This is a genomic window from Roseibium sp. Sym1 (genome assembly GCF_027359675.1).
Lineage (GTDB): Bacteria > Pseudomonadota > Alphaproteobacteria > Rhizobiales > Stappiaceae > Roseibium.
Window position 1 is genome coordinate 2,548,737 of the sequence record NZ_CP114786.1, and the last position, 21,972, is coordinate 2,570,708.

At 61.2% G+C, this 21,972-nt stretch carries 22 protein-coding genes and 1 tRNA gene; 16 read left to right on the forward strand and 7 right to left on the reverse strand.

Features of this window, described 5'->3' with window-relative positions:
- The first annotated feature begins 692 nt into the window (after positions 1-692).
- The 5 genes from O6760_RS11620 to O6760_RS11640 all read left to right on the forward strand — a co-directional run bounded on the left by O6760_RS11620 (position 693) and on the right by O6760_RS11640 (position 4,507).
- Positions 693-992, forward strand: a complete 300-nt coding sequence (locus tag O6760_RS11620) for a BufA1 family periplasmic bufferin-type metallophore (protein WP_269585526.1) — start codon at positions 693-695, stop codon at positions 990-992.
- Positions 993-1,101: 109 nt separating this feature from the next.
- Positions 1,102-1,998, forward strand: coding sequence for an MNIO family bufferin maturase (bufB, locus tag O6760_RS11625; RefSeq protein ID WP_269585527.1), 897 nt, complete (start codon positions 1,102-1,104; stop codon positions 1,996-1,998).
- Position 1,999: 1 nt separating this feature from the next.
- Positions 2,000-2,791 carry an HvfC/BufC N-terminal domain-containing protein gene (locus tag O6760_RS11630; RefSeq protein ID WP_269585528.1) on the forward strand — a complete coding sequence of 264 codons (792 nt, stop codon included), beginning with the start codon at positions 2,000-2,002 and terminating at the stop codon, positions 2,789-2,791.
- Between the two features lie 36 nt (positions 2,792-2,827).
- Positions 2,828-3,406 (forward strand): DoxX family protein, encoded by a 579-nt coding sequence (locus O6760_RS11635; protein ID WP_269586262.1) that lies wholly within the window; start codon positions 2,828-2,830, stop codon positions 3,404-3,406.
- A gap of 42 nt (positions 3,407-3,448) precedes the next feature.
- Positions 3,449-4,507, forward strand: a complete 1,059-nt coding sequence (locus O6760_RS11640; protein ID WP_269585529.1) for a threonine aldolase family protein — start codon at positions 3,449-3,451, stop codon at positions 4,505-4,507.
- 279 nt (positions 4,508-4,786) lie between these two features.
- Here O6760_RS11640 and O6760_RS11645 read toward each other — a convergent pair whose 3' ends face one another.
- The gene (locus O6760_RS11645; RefSeq protein ID WP_269585530.1) at positions 4,787-5,233 is read right to left on the reverse strand and encodes an Hsp20 family protein; all 447 of its coding nucleotides are present in this window, start codon (positions 5,231-5,233) and stop codon (positions 4,787-4,789) included.
- Positions 5,234-5,508: 275 nt separating this feature from the next.
- On the opposite strand from O6760_RS11645, the gene O6760_RS11650 reads away from it, so the two are divergent.
- Both O6760_RS11650 and O6760_RS11655 read left to right on the forward strand, forming a co-directional pair.
- Positions 5,509-5,952 (forward strand): hypothetical protein, encoded by a 444-nt coding sequence (locus O6760_RS11650; RefSeq protein ID WP_269585531.1) that lies wholly within the window; start codon positions 5,509-5,511, stop codon positions 5,950-5,952.
- Positions 5,953-6,125: 173 nt separating this feature from the next.
- Positions 6,126-7,247: an alpha/beta fold hydrolase gene (locus O6760_RS11655; protein WP_269585532.1), complete on the forward strand. Its 1,122-nt coding sequence runs from the start codon at positions 6,126-6,128 to the stop codon at positions 7,245-7,247.
- Positions 7,248-7,252: 5 nt separating this feature from the next.
- Here O6760_RS11655 and hisN read toward each other — a convergent pair whose 3' ends face one another.
- Positions 7,253-8,050, reverse strand: a complete 798-nt coding sequence (gene hisN, locus O6760_RS11660) for a histidinol-phosphatase (RefSeq protein WP_269585533.1) — start codon at positions 8,048-8,050, stop codon at positions 7,253-7,255.
- Positions 8,051-8,325: 275 nt separating this feature from the next.
- Entirely contained in the window at positions 8,326-9,189 is an 864-nt protein-coding gene (locus O6760_RS11665) for an N-formylglutamate amidohydrolase (RefSeq protein ID WP_269586263.1), read from the reverse strand.
- Between the two features lie 263 nt (positions 9,190-9,452).
- On the opposite strand from O6760_RS11665, the gene cpdR reads away from it, so the two are divergent.
- The 5 genes from cpdR to O6760_RS11690 all read left to right on the forward strand — a co-directional run bounded on the left by cpdR (position 9,453) and on the right by O6760_RS11690 (position 12,236).
- Positions 9,453-9,812: a cell cycle two-component system response regulator CpdR gene (gene cpdR, locus O6760_RS11670; RefSeq protein ID WP_068409675.1), complete on the forward strand. Its 360-nt coding sequence runs from the start codon at positions 9,453-9,455 to the stop codon at positions 9,810-9,812.
- Between the two features lie 172 nt (positions 9,813-9,984).
- Positions 9,985-10,059 (forward strand) — tRNA-Val (locus O6760_RS11675).
- A 153-nt stretch (positions 10,060-10,212) separates the two neighbouring features.
- Complete coding sequence (gene ykgO, locus O6760_RS11680) at positions 10,213-10,338, forward strand: type B 50S ribosomal protein L36 (protein WP_006932207.1); 126 nt, start codon at positions 10,213-10,215, stop codon at positions 10,336-10,338.
- A 162-nt stretch (positions 10,339-10,500) separates the two neighbouring features.
- Positions 10,501-11,163 carry a tetratricopeptide repeat protein gene (locus tag O6760_RS11685; RefSeq protein WP_269585534.1) on the forward strand — a complete coding sequence of 221 codons (663 nt, stop codon included), beginning with the start codon at positions 10,501-10,503 and terminating at the stop codon, positions 11,161-11,163.
- 47 nt (positions 11,164-11,210) lie between these two features.
- Positions 11,211-12,236, forward strand: coding sequence for an alpha/beta fold hydrolase (locus O6760_RS11690; RefSeq protein ID WP_269585535.1), 1,026 nt, complete (start codon positions 11,211-11,213; stop codon positions 12,234-12,236).
- A gap of 80 nt (positions 12,237-12,316) precedes the next feature.
- Here the strand turns inward: O6760_RS11690 and pyk are convergent, their stop codons facing one another.
- Both pyk and O6760_RS11700 read right to left on the reverse strand, forming a co-directional pair.
- Complete coding sequence (gene pyk, locus O6760_RS11695) at positions 12,317-13,753, reverse strand: pyruvate kinase (RefSeq protein WP_269585536.1); 1,437 nt, start codon at positions 13,751-13,753, stop codon at positions 12,317-12,319.
- Entirely contained in the window at positions 13,750-14,181 is a 432-nt protein-coding gene (locus O6760_RS11700) for a DUF1036 domain-containing protein (protein WP_269585537.1), read from the reverse strand. Before O6760_RS11700 ends, pyk begins: the two co-directional genes overlap by 4 nt.
- Positions 14,182-14,645: 464 nt before the next feature.
- Between O6760_RS11700 and O6760_RS11705 the strand changes: the two genes are divergently transcribed.
- From O6760_RS11705 to O6760_RS11715, 3 genes are all read left to right on the forward strand, one after another.
- A complete protein-coding gene (locus O6760_RS11705; RefSeq protein ID WP_269585538.1) occupies positions 14,646-15,455 on the forward strand; it encodes an N-formylglutamate amidohydrolase in 810 nt (269 codons plus the stop codon).
- Between the two features lie 40 nt (positions 15,456-15,495).
- Positions 15,496-15,792: a DUF1244 domain-containing protein gene (locus O6760_RS11710; RefSeq protein ID WP_269585539.1), complete on the forward strand. Its 297-nt coding sequence runs from the start codon at positions 15,496-15,498 to the stop codon at positions 15,790-15,792.
- A 150-nt stretch (positions 15,793-15,942) separates the two neighbouring features.
- Complete coding sequence (locus O6760_RS11715) at positions 15,943-16,209, forward strand: DUF2312 domain-containing protein (protein WP_269585540.1); 267 nt, start codon at positions 15,943-15,945, stop codon at positions 16,207-16,209.
- 71 nt (positions 16,210-16,280) lie between these two features.
- Here O6760_RS11715 and O6760_RS11720 read toward each other — a convergent pair whose 3' ends face one another.
- Entirely contained in the window at positions 16,281-18,056 is a 1,776-nt protein-coding gene (locus tag O6760_RS11720; RefSeq protein ID WP_269585541.1) for a DUF882 domain-containing protein, read from the reverse strand.
- A 351-nt stretch (positions 18,057-18,407) separates the two neighbouring features.
- The gene (locus tag O6760_RS11725; RefSeq protein ID WP_269585542.1) at positions 18,408-19,952 is read right to left on the reverse strand and encodes a sigma-54-dependent transcriptional regulator; all 1,545 of its coding nucleotides are present in this window, start codon (positions 19,950-19,952) and stop codon (positions 18,408-18,410) included.
- Positions 19,953-20,146: 194 nt separating this feature from the next.
- On the opposite strand from O6760_RS11725, the gene O6760_RS11730 reads away from it, so the two are divergent.
- Positions 20,147-21,967, forward strand: a complete 1,821-nt coding sequence (locus tag O6760_RS11730; protein WP_269585543.1) for a M3 family oligoendopeptidase — start codon at positions 20,147-20,149, stop codon at positions 21,965-21,967.
- The last annotated feature ends 5 nt before the right edge of the window (positions 21,968-21,972 follow it).

A 21,972-nucleotide genomic window follows, 5' to 3' on the forward strand; every position in this document is an offset into this window, starting at 1 on the left:
CCGTGGTTTGAAGCGTCCGGTTCCGTTCGGGTCGCATTCCATCAAGAATGCGGCTCGGCGAACCCTGGCTCGATATGCCCCGGCTCTGTTGTTGTATTAACTGCAGTGGTCCATCAAAACAAACCGCCGCATTGACGCAGCGGGTACTCCGCTGCCGAAACGTTCCGTCTCGCCTCTATGCGATTCCTCCCCGGAACCGCCGAATGGTCAGCCTGGTCGCCCTGTCCACCGCGTCCCTTTGGACCGACCGGCGCCCTTCGGCAATTGGGACAGCATACCTGTCCTATTCCAAGCGGCGCGACCATGACAGATTTCGCAGCCTGGAGCAAGTGTCTTTCTGTTCGGGGTCATTATAATTGTTTCGCGCGAAAAGTTCCATTCGTCCGGAAAGGTCATTTCCGCGAGGTTTTGGGTAAGAATCTTGCGTTTGTTAATCTTTGGGCAGGCCGTGCCGCAATTTCCGCATTTTACCTCCACGAGACCGGTCCGGCTCGCGCGGCGGCGAAGAAAATGCGATCATGGGTCAAATACGGGCCGCCGCTGAATGCCAAATGGGCACGTCTGCTCGCAATATAGTCACAGCCGTTTGATTTCCTATTTATCCGCAATATGCTCACTTTCGGGGTGAGCCGCGCGGTTGCAGACCTGTCGTGGCCGAGACTGAACATCAGGTTCGACCAGAGGAGATCGAGATGAAACACAAGGCCATGTCCGCAGCAATCGTCGCAGGCGCGGTGGCAACCGCTGTCGCAGGCTTGTCGACCACGACGCCGGCACACGCGCAAGCCAAGGAAAAATGCTATGGCGTGTCCCTGAAGGGCCAGAATGACTGCAAGGCCGGTGCGGGCACCACCTGTGCAGGCACCTCCACTGTCGACTACCAGGGCAACGCCTGGACGCTCGTTCCCAAGGGCACCTGCACGACCATGGAAGTGCCGGGTGGCCGTCACGGTTCGCTGACCGAACTGAAACGCGACCTGCCGGAAGCCTGAGTCCGGTCTGTACGGGCCGTCAAGACGGCCAACTGTTTCGGACAGGCGGACCTGGACCGCCTGCCGAATTCTCCGCCCCGCCGCTTTCGGAAAATGACCGGAGATTCCCATGCGTGCCCTGACCTCTGTCGACAAACAGCCCCGTGTACCGGATGTGGTTCCGGCGCGCGCAGGCGCAGGGTTGAAGCCGGAGCATGTCAACGAAATCCTGGAAACGCAGGCTCCGATCGGGTTTTTCGAGGTTCACGCCGAGAACTACATGGGCGCGGGCGGTGTGCCGCATCAGCAACTGGAAGCCATCCGGTCAACTTATCCGGTGTCGTTGCATGGTGTCGGCCTGTCGATCGGAGGCGAAAACCCGCTCGACAAGGACCATCTGCAGCGTCTTGCCGCGTTGAACAGGCGCTATGAACCCGGTCTCTTTTCCGAGCATCTGGCGTGGTCGACCCATGACACGACCTATTTCAACGACCTGCTGCCGGTACCCTATGACGAAGCGACGCTGAGCCGGGTCTGCGATCATATCGACGAGGTTCAGGAGATCGTCGGGCGGCGCATGCTTCTCGAAAATCCCTCGACCTATGTCGCCTTTGCGCAAAGCACGATGAGCGAGCTTGAGTTCCTCCGGGAAGTCGCCCGCCGCACCGGCTGCGGGCTGCTGCTCGACGTCAACAACGTTTTTGTCTCCTGCACCAATCACCAGCGCTCGCCGAAAGACTACCTGGCCGGTTTCCCGATGGACGCCGTAGGCGAGATCCATCTGGGCGGTCACGCGCCCGACACCGACGATGCCGGGCGGCCGTTGTTGATCGACGCACATGACCGCGCGGTCGACGATGCCGTCTGGGCACTCTACGAACAGGTGGTTCGCGCTCACGGAGCGGTGCCGACGCTGGTCGAGTGGGACAGCGAGATCCCCGCCTGGCCGGTGCTGCTGGCCGAAGCGCGGATGGCTGACGAAATCCTTGCCCGGGCAGAAGAGCCCGGCATCCGGCGCGCGGGTTGACATGAGTTCCTCACAGGTCCCCGAAATCGTTGCCGAAGACCTGTTCGGTGCGGCCTTGCTGGATCCGGAACAGCCTGTGCCGTCAGGGCTCGTTGGTCCGGACGGGAAACCCGCGCCGAAGCGGTTCAATGTCTACCGGAACAACGTGATCGTCAGCCTTTCCGAGGCGCTCGGGGAAACCTTTCCGGCGATCAAGTCCCTTCTGGGCGAGGAGTTTTTCAACGCGCTGGCCCGTGCCTTCGTGAGTGAACATCCGCCGAAGTCGCCGGTCCTGATCTGGTACGGCGGCGAATTCCCGGGGTTCATCGAGGCGTTTCCGCCGCTGGCCGCCTATCCCTATCTTGGAGATGTCGCCCGCGTCGAATGGGCCTGGGTGCAGGCCTTTCATGCCGAGGACGTCGTACCGCTGGACCCGACCGCCCTGGCCGACATCGCACCGGAAAGGGTGGGCGCGTGCCGTTTCGTGAGACATCCGGCGGTTGACGTGCTGTCTTCGGACTGGCCGGTCTGGGATCTCCTGCGGGCCAACCGGTTCGAGCATGACAGCACTATCGAGATCGACCTCGATGAGGCACAGTCCGTGCTGGTTTCACGACCGGCACTGGACGTGGAACTTGTCTTGCTCCGGCCCGGTGCGGACTGTTTCCTGAAGGAGTTGTTCGGTGGAGCCGACCTCGCAGTCGCTGCCATGACCGCCCAGGAGCAAAACGGTGATTTTTCATTGTCCGACAGTCTGTCGGACTGTCTTTCAAAAGGTGCGTTTGCACGTCTTTCAACTGATGAAACCGACTGAACCCGGCAGGACAAGGAAGCCGGGAAGGGGGATATGATGGGTGCTTTGATCGGGTTTTTCGTGCGATTGTACACGATGGTTTTCGGGGCCCTGGAACGGCTGACCAACGGCTGGTTCCTGGGATTGGCCGCGCGCTTCATTTTTGCGGCCGTGCTGCTGCAGTATTTCTGGAATTCCGCCAAGATCAAGATTGACGGCAGTATCATGAATATCTTTACGCCGGGGGCCGGAGCGTATGCCCAGATCCTTCCAAAAATGACGGAAGCCGTGAGTTATGATATCAGCCAAATTGCTTTCTTCCCTTATGGTCTGATCGTGCTCCTTGGGACATGGGCTGAGTTCATTTTACCTGCGCTTGTCGTTCTTGGTCTGTTCACACGTTTTGCTAGCCTCGGTATGATCGTGTTTATCTGCGTAATGACCTATGTCGATGTGACCGGTCACGGCGTTGACATAGGAATTTTGTTCAGTACGACCCCAGACAAACAGATCATCAGCGTGCGTCTTCTGTGGATCTTCCTCTTGCTGGTGCCGACCCTGAAGGGTCCGGGTGTCGTTTCCCTGGATTGGCTGTTCGGCCGGTCCTATCGCCGGCGGGAAATGTACTACGATTAAATTCAGGTTGCCGGGTTTCGCACCAACTGCTTAAACCGGCGCATGAATTTTGCCAGCGACAATTGGGCGGGTGCGGCTCCGGCGGTGATGTCGGCGCTGTCCCGCCACAACACCGGCGTTTCGCCGGCCTATGGAACGGATCCCCTGACGGCGTCCGTATCTGAAACCTTCAACGACATTTTCGAACGCGAGGTCGCGGTCTTTTTCGTTGCGACCGGCACGGCGGCCAACGCCCTGTCGCTGGCAGCTTTCGCCAAGCCGGGCGGGGCGATCTTCTGCCACAGGGATTCCCACATCCAGGTGGATGAATGCAATTGCCCCGAGTTCATGACCTCGGGCGGCAAGCTGGTCAGCGTCTATGGCGGCGGCGGCAAGTTTTCGGCAGACGCGCTGCGCGACGCCATGGCCGCGTTTCCCGACGGCGTCGTGCACCATGGCCAGGTGGCCACGGTGTCGATCAGCCAGGCGACGGAAAGCGGCACGGTCTACACGCTCGACGAGATCGCCGCGATCAAGGAGGTCTGCAATTCCCGCTCCGTGCCGCTGCACATGGATGGCGCCCGCTTTGCCAACGCACTGGCGACGCTTGGCTGTTCGCCCGCCGACATGACCTGGAAGGCCGGTGTCGACGTCCTGTCCTTCGGCGCCACCAAGAACGGTTGCTGGTGCGCGGAAGCGGTTGTCTTTTTCGACCCGGAAGCCGCGAACGGGTTTGAGTATTTCCGCAAGCGCGGCGGGCATCTGTTTTCCAAGAGCCGCTTCGTGGCCGCCCAGTTCGAAGGCTATTTCGAGGAGGGTAGCTGGCTCGAAACCGCGGCTCACGCCAACGGCATGGCAACCCGGCTTGCCGAAGGCATCCGGGACCTCGGCGGCCGGACGGCCTGGCCCGTGGAGGCCAACGAACTCTTCCCGATCCTGAAGCGCAGCCGGTTCGATGCGTTGCAGGCTGCCGGTGCCATGATCTACGAGTGGCCGGCCAAGGATCTTGCCGCCGATCATGCCCCGTCCGATGACGAGGTCTGCTTCCGTATGGTCTGCAGCTTCGCCACGACCGGGGAGGAGGTCGACGCGTTTTTGAAGGTGCTGGCACAGACTGACTGAATTTCCGTTTTGATACGGGAATTACGTCATCCCCGGTGTCGTCCCGGACAAGCGTAGCGCAGATCCGGCACCCACTCTCCGATCCGCTTGTCAAAGCGTCAGCGCTCTGGAAACGAGTAGGCCCCGGCTCTCCTTCCGGTCGTCCGGGGTGACGCTTCCATCCGCGGTCAGATGGGTTCCTATTAATTGCGGTTGGTATTACATCACGCCAATACCAAAAAGGGCGCCTGGTTTCCCAGGCGCCCCACATTCATCAACTGCCGTTGCAGTGACGGCGATTTAGTGCGCCGTCGATTCGATCTGCTTGGCCGCGCCCGAGGAAATCTCGATCTTGCGCGGTTTCATGGCTTCCGGGATCTCGCGGACGAGATCGACATGGAGCAGGCCGTTTTCAAGGCTCGCGCCTTCCACCCGCACATGTTCGGCGATCTGGAAACGGCGTTCGAAGGTGCGTGAGGCAATGCCGCGGTAAAGAACCTCGCGGTCCTCGCTCTCTTCCGCCTTCTCACCCTTGATGGTGAGCACGTGTTCCTTGGCTTCAACGCTCAGTTCGTCGTCGGTAAAGCCGGCCACGGCCATGGTGATGCGGTAGGCGTTTTCGCCGGTGCGCTCGATGTTGTAGGGCGGATAGCTCGGCGTGTCGGTGCCGGCGGAATCCAGCATCGAGAAAAGCCGGTCAAAACCGACGGTGGAGCGGTAAAGCGGGGAAAAGTCGAAGTGACGCATGTGTCTGTCCTCTCTTTGAGCAACTGATACTTCACTGGTTGTGTGCAATCCGGTGTCCCCCGGTCTGGCGGGACAGGAAAGCGGCGCAGACCCGTCATTGGCGCCTGCACTTGTGAATCTGGGAATTCGGTTTTTCATTTCAAGAGGGCGGCGACAGCGGGCGTTTCGAAAATGAATGCCACATGAACGGGGCCTTCCGACTGCGTTCAAGTGGCCCGGTGCAATGTCTTTCCAACGTCAGCGCGGCGCTGGCGGAACACACAGGAGAGACCAAGATGTTCACCAAAGTTTCGAAATTGTCCGCCCCGATCGCCGGCGCCATTCTGCTGGCCTCCGTCGGGTTCACGACCACCGCCTCCGCCGCGCCGCAGGCAAACGGCCTGCTGCTGCAGGCTCCGATGTCCGAAATGGTCGTCAAGGTCGACCATCGCAAGAAACACGGCCGCAAGGGCCATGATCGCGGCGGCTGGAACGGTCACCAGGGATGGGGTCACCATGCCATGGGCCCGAGGCAGATCCGCCGGAGCCTGCGTCACCGCGGTTTTCACAAGATCCGCATCCTGGACCGCCGCGGCCCTATGTTCATCGTCAAGGCCCGCGCCTGGGGTGGTCAGAAGTTCCGGCTGGTGGTCGATTCGCGCAATGCCCAGATTGTTCGCAGCCGGCCGATCGGTCATCGCGGCGGGCGGCACGGACACTGGTCGGGCCGTTGGTACTGAGCCGGTACGGAATATGACCTTTCAGGGCCGGTTCCCTCCCGGAACCGGCCTGAAGTCTGTTGTCGGCGACCCGCAAGCCCGCTATCACTTGAAGGATGCATGGTCGGGGGCGCCGGAGAGCAGACACGGCAAGCCGTCCGGCGCCAGATGTGCTGAGCGAAACGGGTATTCGATTGAAAAAGAAAAAGACCTCGGCGGATCCGGGCGCAACAGAGCGCGCCAAGCTTGTTGATATTCCCGAAAATCCGGTGCCCGACGGTGCCCGGTGCGGCTTCGTCACCACGCCGGACCGTATCCGGATCCGGTATGCTCATTGGCCGGCCGCAGGGGCACGGCGCAAGGGCACGGTGACCTTGCTGCAGGGACGGGCGGAATTCATCGAAAAATACTTTGAAGTGGTGCAGGACCTGCGCGCGCGGGGCTTTGCCGTTGTCACCTTCGATTGGCGCGGGCAAGGCGGCTCGCAGCGGCTGACCCGCAATCCAAGACGGGGGCATGTTTCCAGTTTCAGGAAATTCCGGACGGATCTCAGAACGGTCCTGAAGGATGTTTCGCTGGCGACCTATCCCGGACCGCATTTCGCGCTGGCCCATTCCACGGGTGCGCTTGTGCTCCTGTCCGACACCGACCGGTTGCGCACCATGCTGGACAGGGCCGTGCTGACTTCTCCCCTGCTTGGCTTGACAGCCAACGCCCTGCCTCCGGGCCTGCAGGGGATGGGACGGCGCATGTTGCGTATCTTCAGCCTGGGCCTTCTCGGGAGGCAAAAGCTGAAGGCTCAGGCCCCGAAGACGTCCTGGATCATCGACACTGTGGCGTTTCCGGTTGCCAGGCTGCTCTCGCTTGCCGGATTCGGGCGCCTGTTCGTTCCAGGTGGCAATGCCAAACTCTTTGTCTCGTTCGAGAAGAACCGGCAGACTTCCGACCGGGTCCGGTTCGACAGGTTCAACAAGGTCCTTGAAACAGCACCGGAACTGGGCATCGGCTCGCCGACCCTGGGGTGGCTCGGCGCTGTCGGCAGAACGGTCATGCCCCTCAGGCGGCGGGACGCGGGGCCGAAAATCAAGCTGCCCTGCCTTGTCCTGGCGGCCAGCAACGACCGGATCGTTTCCACGCCGATGATCGAGGATTTTGTTTCGAGAACGAAGTCCGCGGCCTATGTGGAGATCGCGGGCGCTGAGCATGAACTCCTGACCGAGCGGGATGTCTATCGGGATCAGTTCTGGGCGGCGTTCGATGCCTTCGTGCCCGGTCTTGAAGCGGAACAGGACCTGGAGCGCCTGAGCAACGCCTGAGACGCTCAGACCCTTGAGAGTTCCTTCAGCAGGACCTCGTGCAGCCTCGGGTCGCCTGACGCGAGGATCTGGCCGCCATCGGCAGGAGACCCGCCCGTCCAGGTGGTCACGACGCCGCCGGCTCCCTCGATGATCGGGACCAGGGCAACGATATCATAGGCCTGCAGTCCGGACTCGATCACAGCGTCGCCATGACCTCCAGCCACCATGCAATAGGCATAACAGTCGGTGCCGTAGCGGGAGAGCCTTACCTGTTCCTCGACGCGGTCGAAGGCCTTGCGCTCGGTGTCGTTGAACAGGGCCGGGGTGGTGGTAAAAATCGTGGCATCTTCCAGCCGGGCGCAGGATCTGCTCTTGATCGGCTGCGTGCCGAGCGGGCCCCGGTACCAGGCCATGGAACCATCACCGCCGAACCGTTCGCCGATATAAGGCTGGATCATCATGCCGAGGCTTGGCTTGCCCGCGCTCGTGAGGCCGATCAGCGTGCCCCAGGTCGGCAGGCCGGTGATGAAAGCCCGGGTGCCGTCAATGGGATCCAGAACCCAGACATGCTCGGCATCCAGGTTTTCCGGGCCGTGCTCCTCACCCAGAATTCCGTGGTCGGGATAAGTGCTGTTGATGAGCGCACGCATGGCGGTTTCACCATTCCTGTCGGCGACGGTGACGGGATCGAAGCCGGTCTCCCACTTGTTGTCGATGTCGAACCCCTGCCGGAAGTGCGGCATGATGGCGCCGCTGGCGGCATCGGCCAGCCTGTCCAGAAAAGGGGCAAACGGGTGTGGGCTGGAAAAAGGCTGCGACATCAATATCCTCCACCGGACGGCGGGCCGCCAGACTCGGGCCGCCTGACAACGGCTTTATTCGAATTGCCGCCTGTATAACCTGTTCTGCAAAAAAATGGATCGGCAAAACCTGACTATCTGCTCATATTTTGTTCAGTTTAACGGGTGGCTCAGTATTGACCTTTGTGCGGTGCAATGCGAAATTATTGCGGTGCGATACGTTGTGTCGCGCCGCCCTCCTTGGGCGTTTCCTCCCTAGACTCGGGCCGCCTCATATTTTGAGTGCGGCCTTTTTTTTATTCTGCTGCGATGGAATCTGCCGGAAGGGCCGCGTCGGGCATCGATGTCAGCTCGCGGGCAAAGCTGCGCAAATTGTGGAACAGGTCGCCGAAGCCCGACGAGGGCTCGTGCGTGACCTCGTCCATGTAGAGGCCCCGGTTGATCTCGATCTGCAATGCATGCAGGCCGCTCGCCGGTCGTCCGTAATGCTCGGTGATGAAACCGCCGGCATAGGGCTTGTTGCGGCTGACGGTGTACCCCATGCCTCTCAGGATGGTGCAGGCGAATTCGGTCAGGTCGCTGCTGCAGCTCGTGCCGTACCGGTCGCCGAGGATGAAGTCCGGGCGGGTGTCAGTCGTCTGGCATTTGACGCTGGACGGCATTGAATGGCAGTCGATCAGGACCGCATAGCCGAACGTGACATGGGTCTGTGCAAGAAGGCGCCGCAATGTCGAGTGATAGGGCTTGTAGAGTTCCTCCACCCGGCCGAGGGCTTCGGCAACGGGCAGCTTGTGCCGGTAGATCTCGTGATTCTCGCTGACGATCCGCGCCACCGTCCCAAGCCCCCCGGCGACCCGGATCGAACGGACGTTGGCATAGGCCGGCAGCCTGCCGTCAAACATCTTCGGATCAAGTTCATAGGGTTCGCGATTCACGTCCAGGTACGCCCTGGGGAAATGGGCTCTCAACAGCGGAGCGCCGAGCGGAACCACATGGGCGAAAAGATCATCCACATAGGCATCCTCGGAGCGGCGGATGGCCTTTTCGTCAAGTCTGGAGGACTGAAGGAAACTCTTGGAATACTGACGCCCGGAATGGGGCGAATTGAACACGAACGGAACCCGCTGGTCGGCCGGGCAAAGGACATCGAAGGCTGGCAAGCCATTGAAGTCGGCTTCGAAGGATGCTTTCGCAGGGGGCTGGTTGTCGTCCGTCAAATGATGGTTTCCGTTTGTCACCCGGCTCAGGCCGTTGCCTATCGTGCCAAGGAATCAACACTCAGTCCACAGTGGTGCCATCAAAACCTCAGGAGAACCAATTCTCCCTATCATTCTGTGGAATTCGAGCTATAACCGGCAGCAAGCGTGTTGCGCTCCGGGGAACCCGCACCGCCACCGAAGTAAAAGGGAAATGGTCGATAACAATGCCGCGTATCCTGCTTGCCGAAGATGATAATGACATGCGCCGCTTTCTGGCCAAGGCGCTGGAGAATGCCGGTTACGACGTCGTGTCGTTCGATAACGGGAAAAGCGCCTATGAAAGGTTGCGCGAGGAACCGTTTTCGCTTCTGCTGACGGATATCGTGATGCCGGAAATGGATGGCATCGAACTGGCGCGCCGGGCGACGGAACTCGATCCCGATCTCAAGGTGATGTTCATCACCGGATTCGCCGCGGTTGCCCTCAACCCGGAATCCGATGCTCCCAAGGACGCCAAGGTTCTCTCAAAGCCGTTCCACCTGAAGGATCTGGTGCAGGAAGTGGAGCGCATGCTGGCAGCGTGAATGCCGGGTCTGATTGGCCCGCATTCCGGGTTGCCCCAGGGGGCGATTGGAGTTGCGAACCGGACTGGGGAAATTTTGACGGTTCGATGAAAAAGGGGGGTTGCACAGAATGCGGATCCCCGTTATATCGCACTCCACCACGGCGTTGGGGCGCCGGACTACCGAGAAATTCGGGCGTGTAGCTCAGCGGGAGAGCACTTCGTTGACATCGAAGGGGTCACAGGTTCAATCCCTGTCACGCCCACCATTATTGCGCTGGTTGAAGGTTTCAGGCAGCGCGGATTGAACTGAAGACAGGCGCATCTTCTGCTGCTGCTTCCAGGCCGATCCAATCGAATGTGAGCGCCTTTGGCGCTCATTTGGTTTTACAGAAGCAGGACCCTCTGAGGGGGACAGTGACATGAAGATCAAGAACTCGCTCAAAGCGCTCATGACCCGCCACCGCGACAACCGCATGGTTCGCCGGAAAGGCCGTGTCTACATCATCAACAAGAAAAACCCGCGTTTCAAGGCACGCCAGGGCTGATCCTGTTGGTGCGCCCAAGGTGGTTTTGGGCCTGAAAACGTGTTCTGGAAGAGGCGGTTAGGCCTCCTTTTCCCTAAGCGTGGTTCAGGTTTCCGGCCCGGCGCACGAAGATGTGTCAAATTCCCGGATTGACCGCCGCATGCAGCGACCCATAATCGTTGCATGCGGATTTTTGTGTTTGCCCTTCTTCTGATCCTCGGACCGGCTGCTGCCGGAGCCCAGCCGGTGCCGGATCTCGGTCCGGAAACCACGCCGCCGTCTGCGGAGGATTTCCATTCGTTGCCCGAAGACCTGCCCGAGGAGGGCGGTCAGGTGGCCGTCGAGGAAAGCGACCCGGACGAGGAGAAATCCCGTCTGGAGGAACTCTTTGCCGGCCTGGCCGAGGCGGACACCCCCCAGGAGGCCGAGCGCATCGCCCGGGACATCCAGCTCATGTGGATGGACTCCGGCAGCGCCACCGTCGATGTCCTGATGTCGCGGGCAGGCAAGGCCATCCAGCTGGAAGACCACGCGCTTGCGCTTGATCTGCTCGATGTCGTCGTGATCCTGAAGCCGTCCTATGCGGAAGGCTGGAACCGGCGGGCGACCGTGCACTACATGCGCGAGGACTTCGGCAAATCCCTCGTGGACATCGAACGGACGCTGGCCCTGGAGCCGCGGCACTGGGGCGCCCTGTCGGGCCTTGCGATCATTCAGCGCCGCCTGGGTTTCGAAGACGATGCCCTGAAGTCGTTCAAGCGCGCGCTGGAGGTCAACCCGGGTCTCGAAAACGCCGCCGAGGCGATCGAGAGCCTGGAAAAGGACGCCGAGGGTGAACCGACCTGACCGGGGCAACGTACCGATAGGGTTCGCGAAGCTGCACCGGTACTCCCATGATGTTTCTAGTTCGCACGGTCATGTATTTCTTCTTGTTGATCCTCTTCCTGCTGTCGCTGTCCGCGATTTACACCGCGTGGCGTGTCCAGCAAATCTCCGAGCGTTTCGAACCCGATGGCAGCATTGCGGAGATAGACGGCGTCGACCTGCATTATCATTTCACGCCCGGGCGCGATCCTGATCCGGAGCGCCCCGTTCTGGTGTTCCTGCATGGCGCGAGCGGAAATTCCTATGACACCAGACTGGCATTCGAGGGAGCCTTCTCCGGCCGGTACCCATTGCTGTTCATCGATCGGCCGGGGCTGGGTTTTTCGGAGCGCAGTTTCGCGAGGGACAGCTCCCTGGAAGGACAGGCCAGGCTGGTCGGCGGGCTGCTGAAGCACCTGGAAATCGAGCGGGCCATTGTCGTCGGCCACAGCTACGGCGCCGCCGTGACAGCCGTTTTGGGGTTGATCGAGCCGGACAGGGTCGCGGGTCTCGCCTTCATCGCGCCTGTCAGCCATCCCTGGCCGGGAGGGGTTGACCTTTATTACAGGATCGCGGCTCTTCCCGTTGTCGGGCCACTGTTCACGCGCACGGTGACCTTGCCGCTGGCCGAGCGGCTGGCGCCGGCCGCGATACTGCGTGTCTTCGCCCCAGGAGAGGCACCCGAAGGCTATGCGGAAGCCATCAACCTGCCGCTCCTGTTCCGGCCGCGATCCTTCAGGGCGAATTCCGCGGACATCGCGTTTCTCAAGGAAGACGTGACCCGTCATTCGGCCAGCTATCATGAACTTGATCAACCCGCGGTGATCATCACCGGTACCGATGACACCGTGGTCTGGCCGTCGATCCACAGTGAGGGTTTGCTGAGGGACTTGCCGAATGCGGAACTCGTCGTCCTGAGCAATGGGGGACACATGCCGCATCACACCCATAAATCCGACGTTGTCGAGGCTCTGGAGAAACTGGTCGATCGGATCGAGAGCACCTCTCGGAAGGAGGGCGATCGCGGCAAGGTCGCGTCGAAAATCGCTTCCTGAAAAAAAGGCGGCTCAAGGCCGCCTTTTTCAAACTGCGTGCTTGCATGCAATGCAAGTCCGGCATTCAACCGATTAGATCGTCAAATGCCGCCCTGGCCGTCATTGCCGACAAAGGCAATCCGAAGCATGTTTGTGGAACCGGGTGTGCCGAAGGGCACGCCGGCCGTGACGATGATCCGCTGACCGGGCTTGGCGATCCCCTCGGAGCAGGAGATGCGGCAGGCGCGGTCGATCATGTCTTCCTCGTTGGCGGCATCCTCACTGACAACGCAGTGCAGGCCCCAGCCGAGGGCCAGGCGGCGCGCGGTTGCCAGAACGGGAGACAGCACGATCACCGGTGAGGCCGGCCGTTCGCGCGAGGCCCTGAGGCCCGTGGCGCCGGATGTCGTGTAACAGACGACGGCCGCAAGGTTGAGCGTTTCGGCGATCTGGCGCGCCGCGGCGGAAATCGCATCGGCACCGGTGGCTTCCGGCTCCGTTCGCTGTGCGTAGATGATGTTGCGGTAGTTGCTGTCCTGTTCCACCTGCTGGGCAATCTTGTCCATGGTGGCGACAGCTTCGAGCGGAAACTCGCCGGCAGCGGACTCGGCCGACAGCATCACGGCGTCGGCGCCTTCGAACACCGCCGTTGCAACATCGGAAACCTCGGCACGGGTCGGGACCGGCGCGGAAATCATCGATTCCAGCATCTGGGTCGCGATCACGACCGGCTTGCCGGCGCGGCGGCAGGCGCGGGTGATGCGCTTCTGCAGGCCCGGGACCTGTTCCAGTGGCAGCTCCACACCCAGATCGCCGCGGGCGACCATGATGGCGTCGGACAATTCGATGATCTCGTCCAGCCGGCCAATGGCCTGCGGCTTCTCGATCTTGGCAAGGACACCGGCGCGGCCGCGCGTGATCTTGCGCACTTCGGCAATGTCGTCGGGGCGCTGCACGAAGGACAGGGCGACCCAGTCGACATTCTGGTCCAGTGCCGCGATCAGGTCCTTGTGGTCCTTCTCGGTCATGGCGCTGGTCTTGATTTCGGAATCGGGAACGCTGACGCCCTTGCGGTCCGAAAGCTTGCCGCCGACAATCACTTCGGTGACGGCCTTGGTCGCGCTGGCCTCGGTCACCTTCAGCTGGATCTTGCCGTCATCGAGCAGCAGCCTGTGGCCGGGCTCGAGAGCCTGAAGAATTTCGGGATGTGGGAGGTGAACACGTTTGACGGTGCCGCCCGAGGTGTCCGCGTCCAGCGTGAAGGTCTCGCCTGTTTCCAGCATTACCGGTCCGTCGGCAAAGGTCCCAACACGCAGTTTCGGTCCTTGCAGATCCGCCAGAATGCCGATCGGCCGCCCCAGTTTCTCCTCAACAGAACGGATGCGTTCGACGAGCATCTTCAGACGATCATGGTCAGTATGGCTCATGTTGATGCGGAACACATCCGCACCGGAGCAATACAGCTTTTCGATGATGTCTTGTTCTGAGGAGGAGGGTCCGAGAGTTGCCAGTATCTTGACTCGTCGGTTACGCCTCATCGCCCACCTGTCCCTTGTTGCACGGGTTCGGTCAGCTGGACCGTCCAGCTGCTCTGTTCGCCCGTGTCGATTTCAAAGAAGCCTGTCCGCTCAAATCCGCGTGCCACGCAGTCTTCAATTCCGCGAATGGTGAATTCCTTTTCCCGGGTGCACATGAAGGCCCGGCCACCCCATTCGCCGAATTGGTCATAGTCGACCGCGTAGATGTAATAGTATCGCGATACGAGCGCACCCGGCACCAGGGTCTCGCAGGAATTTGAAGCAAGGTTCCACCAGCCTTCCGTGACCCAGTCGGTCTTGTCCTTGTAACCGATGGCTACCCCAACCTGGCTGTCCGTCTTGTTGCACAGACGCAGATCGGCCCTGGCTTCGTCACTGAAGGCGGAAAGAAGCAGCACGCTGAGGATACTGGCAAAGACAGCTTTCATGGGCGCGTTCATGCGTGCCCGAGACCTGCCCTGGTACCGTTCCCCAACCTTAAACATATGCAGTCGTTCACTTTGCTGCTTCACAGACAATTGCTTTTTGCGTGGACAAGAGGAACTTGTCAACGTCGTTAACAGGATCCGGAAGCTTTCGCCCAACCTTGTTTTCCTGACCGTCCGATCTTCGTTGCCCCAAATGGACGGACCTCTCCCCTATGTGGTTAGAAATGGGGCGGTAACATGACCGACCCGCTTCTGAATCATTTTCGCTGTCAATAAAGCATATACAGCGTTGCGGCCCCCTTGGCAAAACTGCTTGGGGTCACCGGAATCGTTTTTGATTAGAATTGGACATCTGCCCCGGCTGCGGCCGCCTGAGACGATTTGGGTCTTGGTTCCCATCCCGGTTTGACGTAAACCTGACGGCCTGCAAACCGGGAGCCGCACGAATTTCCACGAAGCGAGAAATGAGACAAACTGCAGCCGATACCGGCGTGGCCTTTCAGCCAACGGAATTCATAAGCGGAGACACCGAGTCCGGCCTTTTGCTCCTGTGCGACCACGCCTGCAACACCGTGCCACCCGGCTATGGTGACCTGGGCGTTCCGGCGGAGCAGTTCGAACGCCATATCGGCTACGATATCGGCGCCCGCGCGGTGACACTGGAGCTCGCCCGGCGGCTGAACGCACCCGCTTGCCTGACAACCTTTTCCCGCCTGCTGATTGATCCCAACCGGGGCGAGGACGACCCGACGCTGATCATGCGCCTGTCCGACGGCGCAGTGGTGCCCGGCAACGCCGGTGTCGATGCGGGCGAGCGTGCGTCAAGGATCGACGCGTTTCACAAGCCCTATCACGATCTGATCGACCGGACGCTTGACGTCATGATCGCGAAAGCGCCGCCGCCCGTGATCATATCGATCCACAGTTTCACGCCGGTCTGGCGGGGCGTGCCGCGGCCGTGGCACGTAACGGTGCTGTGGGACAGCGATCCGCGCGCGGTCCGGCCGATGCTGGACGGATTGAGAGCGCAGGAGGACCTGGTCGTGGGTGACAACGAACCCTATGACGGGGCTCTCAAAAACGACACAATGTACCGGCACGCCACGCGGCGCGGTCTGGCGCAAGCCTTGCTGGAGTTGCGGCAGGATCTGATCGCGGATGAGCGGGGCGCCCTGGAATGGGCCGACCGCCTGGAGCCGACATTGAGAAACATCGTCAGCAATCTGGACTGCCGGCGCGTTCAGCATTTCAAATCGCGCAGCGACGCGGACTGACCGTCACTGGGCGGTCTTCAAGACAAAGGAGGTCCAGGCCATGGACGATCAGACCAAACTGGAACTGGAAGCGGCCGTTTATCGGCGTCTCGTGGCGCATCTGCGGGACCGCACGGACGTTCAGAACATCGACATGATGAACCTGGCCGGTTTCTGCCGGAACTGCCTGTCCAACTGGTACCAGGACGCGGCCGAGACGAAAGGCCTGGATCTTGGCAAGGCGGAAGCCCGCGAAATCGTCTACGGCATGCCCTATGACGACTGGAAAACCAAGTATCAGACAGAGGCCACCTCGGACCAGAAGGCGGCGTTCGAGAAAAACAAGCCGCAGCATTGACGCAAAAGGCCGCCGGGCAGGTCTGGCCGCTTGACGGTTCGGGTCGAGTCTGGCACGGCACGATCACGCATTGAATTCCATTAAGCGTCCTCCACTCGCGGGAGCGCGCAATCCGACAGTAAAGAAGAAACAGCAAGGAGCCTTGAAAACATGTCCGATCCGGGTGGAGTGGCAGCCGATCAGCTGCGGGCATTTGTCGAACGCATCGAGCGTCTGGAAGAGGAAAAGAAGGTGATTTCCGACGACATCAAGGATGTCTACGCGGAAGCCAAGGGCAATGGCTACGATGTGAAGATCCTGCGCAAGGTCGTCAGCTTGCGCAAGAAGCAGCCGCATGAGCGTGAAGAGGAAGAAGCCGTTCTGGACCTTTACCTGCATGCCCTGGGCATGGCCGGACCGGCGATGCCGGAAAGCTGAGCCAGTCCAGCGTTCAAATGCAAAAGAGCGGCCGTTGGGCCGCTCTTTTTTTGTGTTCTGTCTGGATGCCGTTACCTGGCAAAGCGCACGGGAAGCACCACCACGGCCGGTCCGCCGTCGAAGCGGTCCGTCCGCAGGCCGCTATACGGCGTGCTGTCGAAACTTGCCGAGACAAAGCGGTTGCCGGGTGTCATGACATTCGCCAGGGAGCGCTGGTTCGGATGACTGAGCCAGGCAAAGGCCTGATGACGTGTTGTGCCGGTTCCCGAAAGAAGCGCCGGTGCGGACTTGTCGGGCAGGCTGGCGAAACCGGCAAGCGGATCGACGATTTGATCGCGCGGTATCCGGCCCGAGACGGTGGGACGTTTCGTCCGGTCTGCCTGACCATTCGGATTGCCGGGCCGGGTTGCCGAAGCGCGTTGCTGCGTACTGATGGACGGGCGCAGGGACCGGTTCAGGCCTGTCGGTGCCGTATTTGCCGAAGCATAGGCAAGAGTGGTTTCCGGACGCGGCGCGGGCGCCGGTGACGGCACGGGCGTGCCCGTTGCCGCGGCAATGGCAGCGACCGGATCATCAGCCGGTGCATCCGGCGGCACCGGGACGGACTGTCCGAGTGTCGCGGCGGCCGCCCTTGCGGCTTCGCTCAGGCCGGTGGCCGGCTTCTGCGCCGGGGCACGCGCCACCTGGAAGCGGGTGTCGATTTCCTGGTTCGGCAACGCCGGCTGGCCCGATTCAAGGGCAACGCGCTGCGCGTCAAGCGTGTTGGCGGCGGGCGCGGCCACGCCCACGGGGGCCGGCGGTGCCGACTGCGGTTTCAGGACGGGCGCAGCGCTGGCCACGGCAAACGGCTGGGATGCGGGTGCTTCCGGCTCGGTTTCCAGTATCTTGCGGCCGGGCACGGGCGGGTTGTCGACGACCGGCGAGACCCGGGCCGTCAGGTTCGCGGGCGGGGTGTTGCCCACGGCTCCGGGCCTCTTGGACTCGTTGTCGTTGCGGTTGCCGCCGCCGAACAGGCTTGCAAACAGGTTGCCGCCGCCAGAGGGTCTGGTTTCGTCGGAGGCGTTCACCGGAATCGTCTTGCCGGGCTTCGTGAGACTTTGATCACGGGTGCTGGGCGCAGAAGACCGGTTGTTCGAGGCGACAATGGTCGGCCGCGAGGTACGGGACGTGCCGGCCTTGCTTTGAGCCAGGGCGACCTTGTAACCGCTCATCGGCTTGCCGTCGGACGGAATGTGCAGCGTCTTGCCGTCGGGAAACACCTTGGCCAGCTGGGACCTGCTCATGCGCGGCCAGTGGCGCACGCGCCCGGTGTCCATATGCACGAAAGGCGATCCGGAACGCGGATAGTAGCCGACGCCGCCGACTTCCTTGCGCAGGCCGGTGGCCCGGAGCTTCGCAAGATTGACGCCCGGGATATAGAAATCCATGGCCTTGCCGAGCGTGTGCTGGCTGTTCTTGGCGACACCACGGGAGCGCTTGCGCAGCATGTTGTTGGTGGCGGGAGAGCGGTAGCTGGACACGACGTAGATGTGCTCACGCGCGCCGACCTTCTGGTAGACTTCCCAGACAAGGTCCAGCAACTCGGGATCCATCTTGATGATTTCGTTACGCCGCCAGTCGCGCAGGAAGCGGTTGGCTTCGCGCAGACCTTCGGGAAGATAGCGCCCGTTCTTCTTGAAGGTGACGGACACACGTTCCTTTGTATGGGTGTTGTACAGTTTGAGTGTGCGTGTTTCGGCCTGCGCAGCAGCCGCAAGGCAGACAGACGCAATTGCAAGCGTGCCAATCGTTGCCGCCGCACGCTTCAGCCATCCGACGGCGTCGAAATCAACTAACCGATTACGCAATCTCTATCTCGCCGTTTTCGAGGGCTTTCACCCATCCCGTGCTCCCCAGCAGGAAGCACACTTTATCCGCTGCAAGTTAAGAAGTTTTTACCCTAAATTCGCTTGCCTGATAATCGTGGCAGAAATGCAACGCCGCAAGCTCCTCTTGGCAAATTTCTCCATTGGTGCTGGATAATCGCAGAATGCGTCAAAAAATCGTCCGATTCCAGCCCGGTCGCCATGATCTGCCTCAATAGGCGGCAAAACGCCCGGATGGGGCCACAATCCGGGCTGAACAGCCGGTTTTCAGGGGAGATCGATATCGCGCGCTGCCCGGATCAGATCCGGGAATCGTGTCGGGCCCTGGAACCTTCAGGCGGCATCTTCCTTGCCGCCGTCCTCCAGGCCGTATTCCTTGAGCTTGCGATAAAGCGTGGATCGTCCGATGCCGAGCCGCTTGGCCACTTCGGTCATGCGGCCGGAATAGTGATTGATGGCGGCGCGAATCAACTCTTCCTCGATATCGGCGAGCTTCCGGACATGGCCTTCCTGGTCAAGGTTGCGCATGAAACCGAACGGGGCCTCCTGTTCGAAGCCGGTGGCCGACGGGGACTGCGCGGCGGGGGGCGGAGCCGCGTATGTCGATGCCGCCGGTGCCGTCTGGGCCGCAGGCGCCGGTATTTCCTGTGCCGGCGGAGCTGCGACCGGAACGACGGGCTGCTCCGTTGCGGAAGCGATCTGCGGGAAGTCGTTGATTGTCAGATGTGCGCCGTCGCACAGAACCACGGCACGGAAAACGGCGTTTTCCAGCTGCCGGATGTTCCCAGGCCAGTGATAGTCCTGCAGCATGGCCAGCGTGTCCGGGCTCACGCTTGACACCTGCGGCTTGCCTTCTTCGGCGGCAAAGCGTGCCAGGAAATGCCGGGTCAGGGCCGGAATGTCCTCGCGGCGATCGCGCAGGGGCGGGATCCAGATCGGAAACACGTTCAGCCGGTAATAGAGGTCTTCCCGGAAGACGCCTTCCTTGACCTGGTCGATCAGCCTCCTGTTGGTGGCGGAGATCAGGCGGAAGTCCACCTTGACCGGGCGGCGGGCTCCGATCGGGTCGATCTCGTTTTCCTGGATGGCCCGGAGCAGCTTGACCTGGACCTCCTGGGGCAGTTCGCCGACCTCGTCGAGGAACAGCGTGCCGCCATGGGCTTCCTGGAACTTGCCGACATGCTTGTCGACCGCTCCCGTGAAAGCGCCCTTTTCGTGTCCGAACAGGATGGATTCCACCAGATTGTCGGGGATCGCGCCGCAATTGACCGTGACCAGCGGTTTGGACTTGCGGTCGCTGGAGCCCTGGATGGCGCTGGCGATCATTTCCTTGCCGACGCCGCTTTCGCCTTCGATGAGAATGGGAATGTTGGAGGCGGCGGCGCGCTTGCCCAGGTTGATCACCCGCTCCATCGCCGCGGAATGGGTGATGATGTCGTTGAACGTCAGCGTGCCGGACGCCTTGCTGCGGATCCGCGTGATCTCGCCTTCCAGCGCGGAGGTCTTGAGCAGATTGCGGATCGAGACATTCAGCCGTTCCGGCGCAACCGGCTTGACCACGAAATCCTGTGCGCCGGCATTCATCACGCTGACGACGGTGTCGATGCCGCCATGGGCGGTCTGCACGATCACCGGCGTTGCGATTTTGTCGCCGCGCAGCTTTTCCAGGACGCCGAGACCGTCCAGTTCCGGCATGACCATGTCCAGGATGATCAGATCGATCTCGCTGGCCTCGGGGCCTGTCATGATCCGCACGGCTTCCAATCCGTTTTCGGCGGTTTTCGAGCGGTAGCCGAATTTCTTGACCGCCTCCTGCAGGAGCCTGCGCTGGATCGGATCGTCGTCAACGATGAGAATCTTGCCGCTGATAGCCTGCATCTTGACCTTCGCTTGTCCCGAATTGTCTCGTTTCGATCCATTCTGGTCGCAATTGGGTAAACAAATCGTCCAGCGCGGGGCAAAAAAGTTTGCGCAGGCCGATTGCGGCGGGGTCCTTCCCCGGCCTACTAATTCATTGTCGTTGATAGGCCCGGTGCTGTGCCGGCAACCGGTGATCAGAGAAGAACAATTCCATGTCGAAGCCTGTTTTTGCTCCTCAGTCCTCCGCGTCCGCAGAACTCGGCACGCTCCCGGAATGGGATCTCACGGACCTCTATCCTGCCGTTGATGCTCCGGAAGTCGCGGCGGATCTGAAGGAGATCCTCGAGCGGTCGAAAACCTTCGAGACCTCCTACAAGGGCCGCCTGGGCGAACTTGCCGAAACGAATGTCTCCGCGCTGGTCACGGCCATTCGGGCCTACGAGGATCTGGAAGACGTGATGGGACGGCTGATTTCCTTTGCCGGCCTGGTCTACGCGGAAAACACCATCCGGCCTGAATCGCAGAAGTTCTATGGCGATGTGCAGGACCAGATCACGACCGCAAGTTCCCATCTCCTGTTCTTCACGCTGGAAATGAACATGATTGACGACGCGGTCATGGAAGCGGCGCTGAAGGACGCGCAGTTTGCCCATTTCCGGCCCTGGATCGAAGACCTCAGGAAAGGCAAACCCTATCAGCTGGAAGACAGGGTCGAGCAGCTGTTCCACGAAAAGTCGGTTACCGGCGCCAGCGCATGGAACCGCCTGTTCGACGAGACCATGGCCTCGCTGTCCTTCGACGTGGACGGTGAGCAGCTCTCCATCGAGCCGACCCTCAACCTCCTGGTCGATCCGTCTGCGGACAAACGCCGCCAGGCGTCCGAGGCGCTGACGAAGACGTTCAAGGAAAACCTGAGAACCTTCACGCTGATCACCAATACGCTGGCCAAGGACAAGGAAATCTCCGACCGCTGGCGCAACTTTTCCGACATAGCCGACAGCCGGCATCTGTCCAACCGTGTCGAGCGCGAGGTGGTCGATGCCCTGGTGGCGGCGGTCCGCGAGGCCTATCCGCGCCTGTCGCACCGCTATTACAAGCTGAAGGCCAAGTGGCTGGGCATGGACCAGCTCAACACCTGGGACAGGAACGCTCCGCTTCCGGATGCCGACACGCGGTTGATCCCGTGGGACGAGGCCAGGGACACGGTCCTGTCGGCCTATGACGGTTTCTCTTCGGACATGGCCGAAATCGCCGGCCGCTTTTTCGACAGGGGCTGGATCGATGCTCCCGCCCGGTCCGGCAAGGCACCGGGCGCCTTTGCGCACCCGACGGTTCCGAGCGCGCATCCCTATGTGCTGGTCAACTACCAGGGCAAGACCCGGGATGTCATGACGCTCGCCCACGAGCTGGGGCATGGCGTCCACCAGGTTCTGGCCGCGCCGAACGGTCCGCTGATGGCGCCGACACCGCTGACACTGGCCGAAACCGCGAGTGTCTTCGGTGAAATGCTGACCTTCAAGTCCATGCTGGCAAAGGCCGACAACCCGCAGAGGCGCAAGATCATGCTGGCCTCGAAGGCCGAGGACATGATCAACACGGTTGTGCGCCAGATCGCCTTCTACACGTTCGAGCGCAAGGTCCATACCGAACGGCGCAACGGTGAGCTGACCGCGGACAAGATCGGCGAGTTGTGGCTGTCCGTTCAGGAGGAAAGTCTCGGTCCGGCGATCAGGATCAACGAGGGCTATGAAACCTTCTGGACCTATATCCCGCATTTCATCCACTCGCCCTTCTACGTCTATGCCTACGCCTTCGGCGATTGCCTGGTGAACTCGCTTTACGCGGTCTACGAGGAGGCGGAGGCCGGTTTCCAGGACAAGTATTTCGATCTCCTCAAGGCCGGCGGCACCAAGCACCATTCGGAGCTGCTGGCCCCGTTCGGCCTGAGCGCGACGGATCCGGATTTCTGGAAAAAGGGGCTTTCGGTGATCGAAGGTCTCGTCGACGAACTGGAGGCCCTGGAAGAGGCGTGAAGACG

Bases quoted from the DNA above. Each gene is read 5' to 3' on its own strand.
- O6760_RS11715 (WP_269585540.1), top strand. From the start codon at position 15,943: ATGTCCGATCCGGGTGGAGTGGCAGCCGATCAGCTGCGGGCATTTGTC.
- cpdR (WP_068409675.1), top strand. From the start codon at position 9,453: ATGCCGCGTATCCTGCTTGCCGAAGATGATAATGACATGCGCCGCTTT.
- O6760_RS11710 (WP_269585539.1), top strand. From the start codon at position 15,496: ATGGACGATCAGACCAAACTGGAACTGGAAGCGGCCGTTTATCGGCGT.
- bufB (WP_269585527.1), top strand. From the start codon at position 1,102: ATGCGTGCCCTGACCTCTGTCGACAAACAGCCCCGTGTACCGGATGTG.
- O6760_RS11705 (WP_269585538.1), top strand. From the start codon at position 14,646: ATGAGACAAACTGCAGCCGATACCGGCGTGGCCTTTCAGCCAACGGAA.
- O6760_RS11700 (WP_269585537.1), bottom strand. From the start codon at position 14,181: ATGAAAGCTGTCTTTGCCAGTATCCTCAGCGTGCTGCTTCTTTCCGCC.
- O6760_RS11645 (WP_269585530.1), bottom strand. From the start codon at position 5,233: ATGCGTCACTTCGACTTTTCCCCGCTTTACCGCTCCACCGTCGGTTTT.
- O6760_RS11685 (WP_269585534.1), top strand. From the start codon at position 10,501: ATGCGGATTTTTGTGTTTGCCCTTCTTCTGATCCTCGGACCGGCTGCT.
- O6760_RS11640 (WP_269585529.1), top strand. From the start codon at position 3,449: ATGAATTTTGCCAGCGACAATTGGGCGGGTGCGGCTCCGGCGGTGATG.
- O6760_RS11635 (WP_269586262.1), top strand. From the start codon at position 2,828: ATGGGTGCTTTGATCGGGTTTTTCGTGCGATTGTACACGATGGTTTTC.
- hisN (WP_269585533.1), bottom strand. From the start codon at position 8,050: ATGTCGCAGCCTTTTTCCAGCCCACACCCGTTTGCCCCTTTTCTGGAC.
- O6760_RS11725 (WP_269585542.1), bottom strand. From the start codon at position 19,952: ATGCAGGCTATCAGCGGCAAGATTCTCATCGTTGACGACGATCCGATC.
- O6760_RS11630 (WP_269585528.1), top strand. From the start codon at position 2,000: ATGAGTTCCTCACAGGTCCCCGAAATCGTTGCCGAAGACCTGTTCGGT.
- O6760_RS11620 (WP_269585526.1), top strand. From the start codon at position 693: ATGAAACACAAGGCCATGTCCGCAGCAATCGTCGCAGGCGCGGTGGCA.
- O6760_RS11650 (WP_269585531.1), top strand. From the start codon at position 5,509: ATGTTCACCAAAGTTTCGAAATTGTCCGCCCCGATCGCCGGCGCCATT.
- pyk (WP_269585536.1), bottom strand. From the start codon at position 13,753: ATGAGGCGTAACCGACGAGTCAAGATACTGGCAACTCTCGGACCCTCC.
- O6760_RS11730 (WP_269585543.1), top strand. From the start codon at position 20,147: ATGTCGAAGCCTGTTTTTGCTCCTCAGTCCTCCGCGTCCGCAGAACTC.
- O6760_RS11690 (WP_269585535.1), top strand. From the start codon at position 11,211: ATGATGTTTCTAGTTCGCACGGTCATGTATTTCTTCTTGTTGATCCTC.
- ykgO (WP_006932207.1), top strand. From the start codon at position 10,213: ATGAAGATCAAGAACTCGCTCAAAGCGCTCATGACCCGCCACCGCGAC.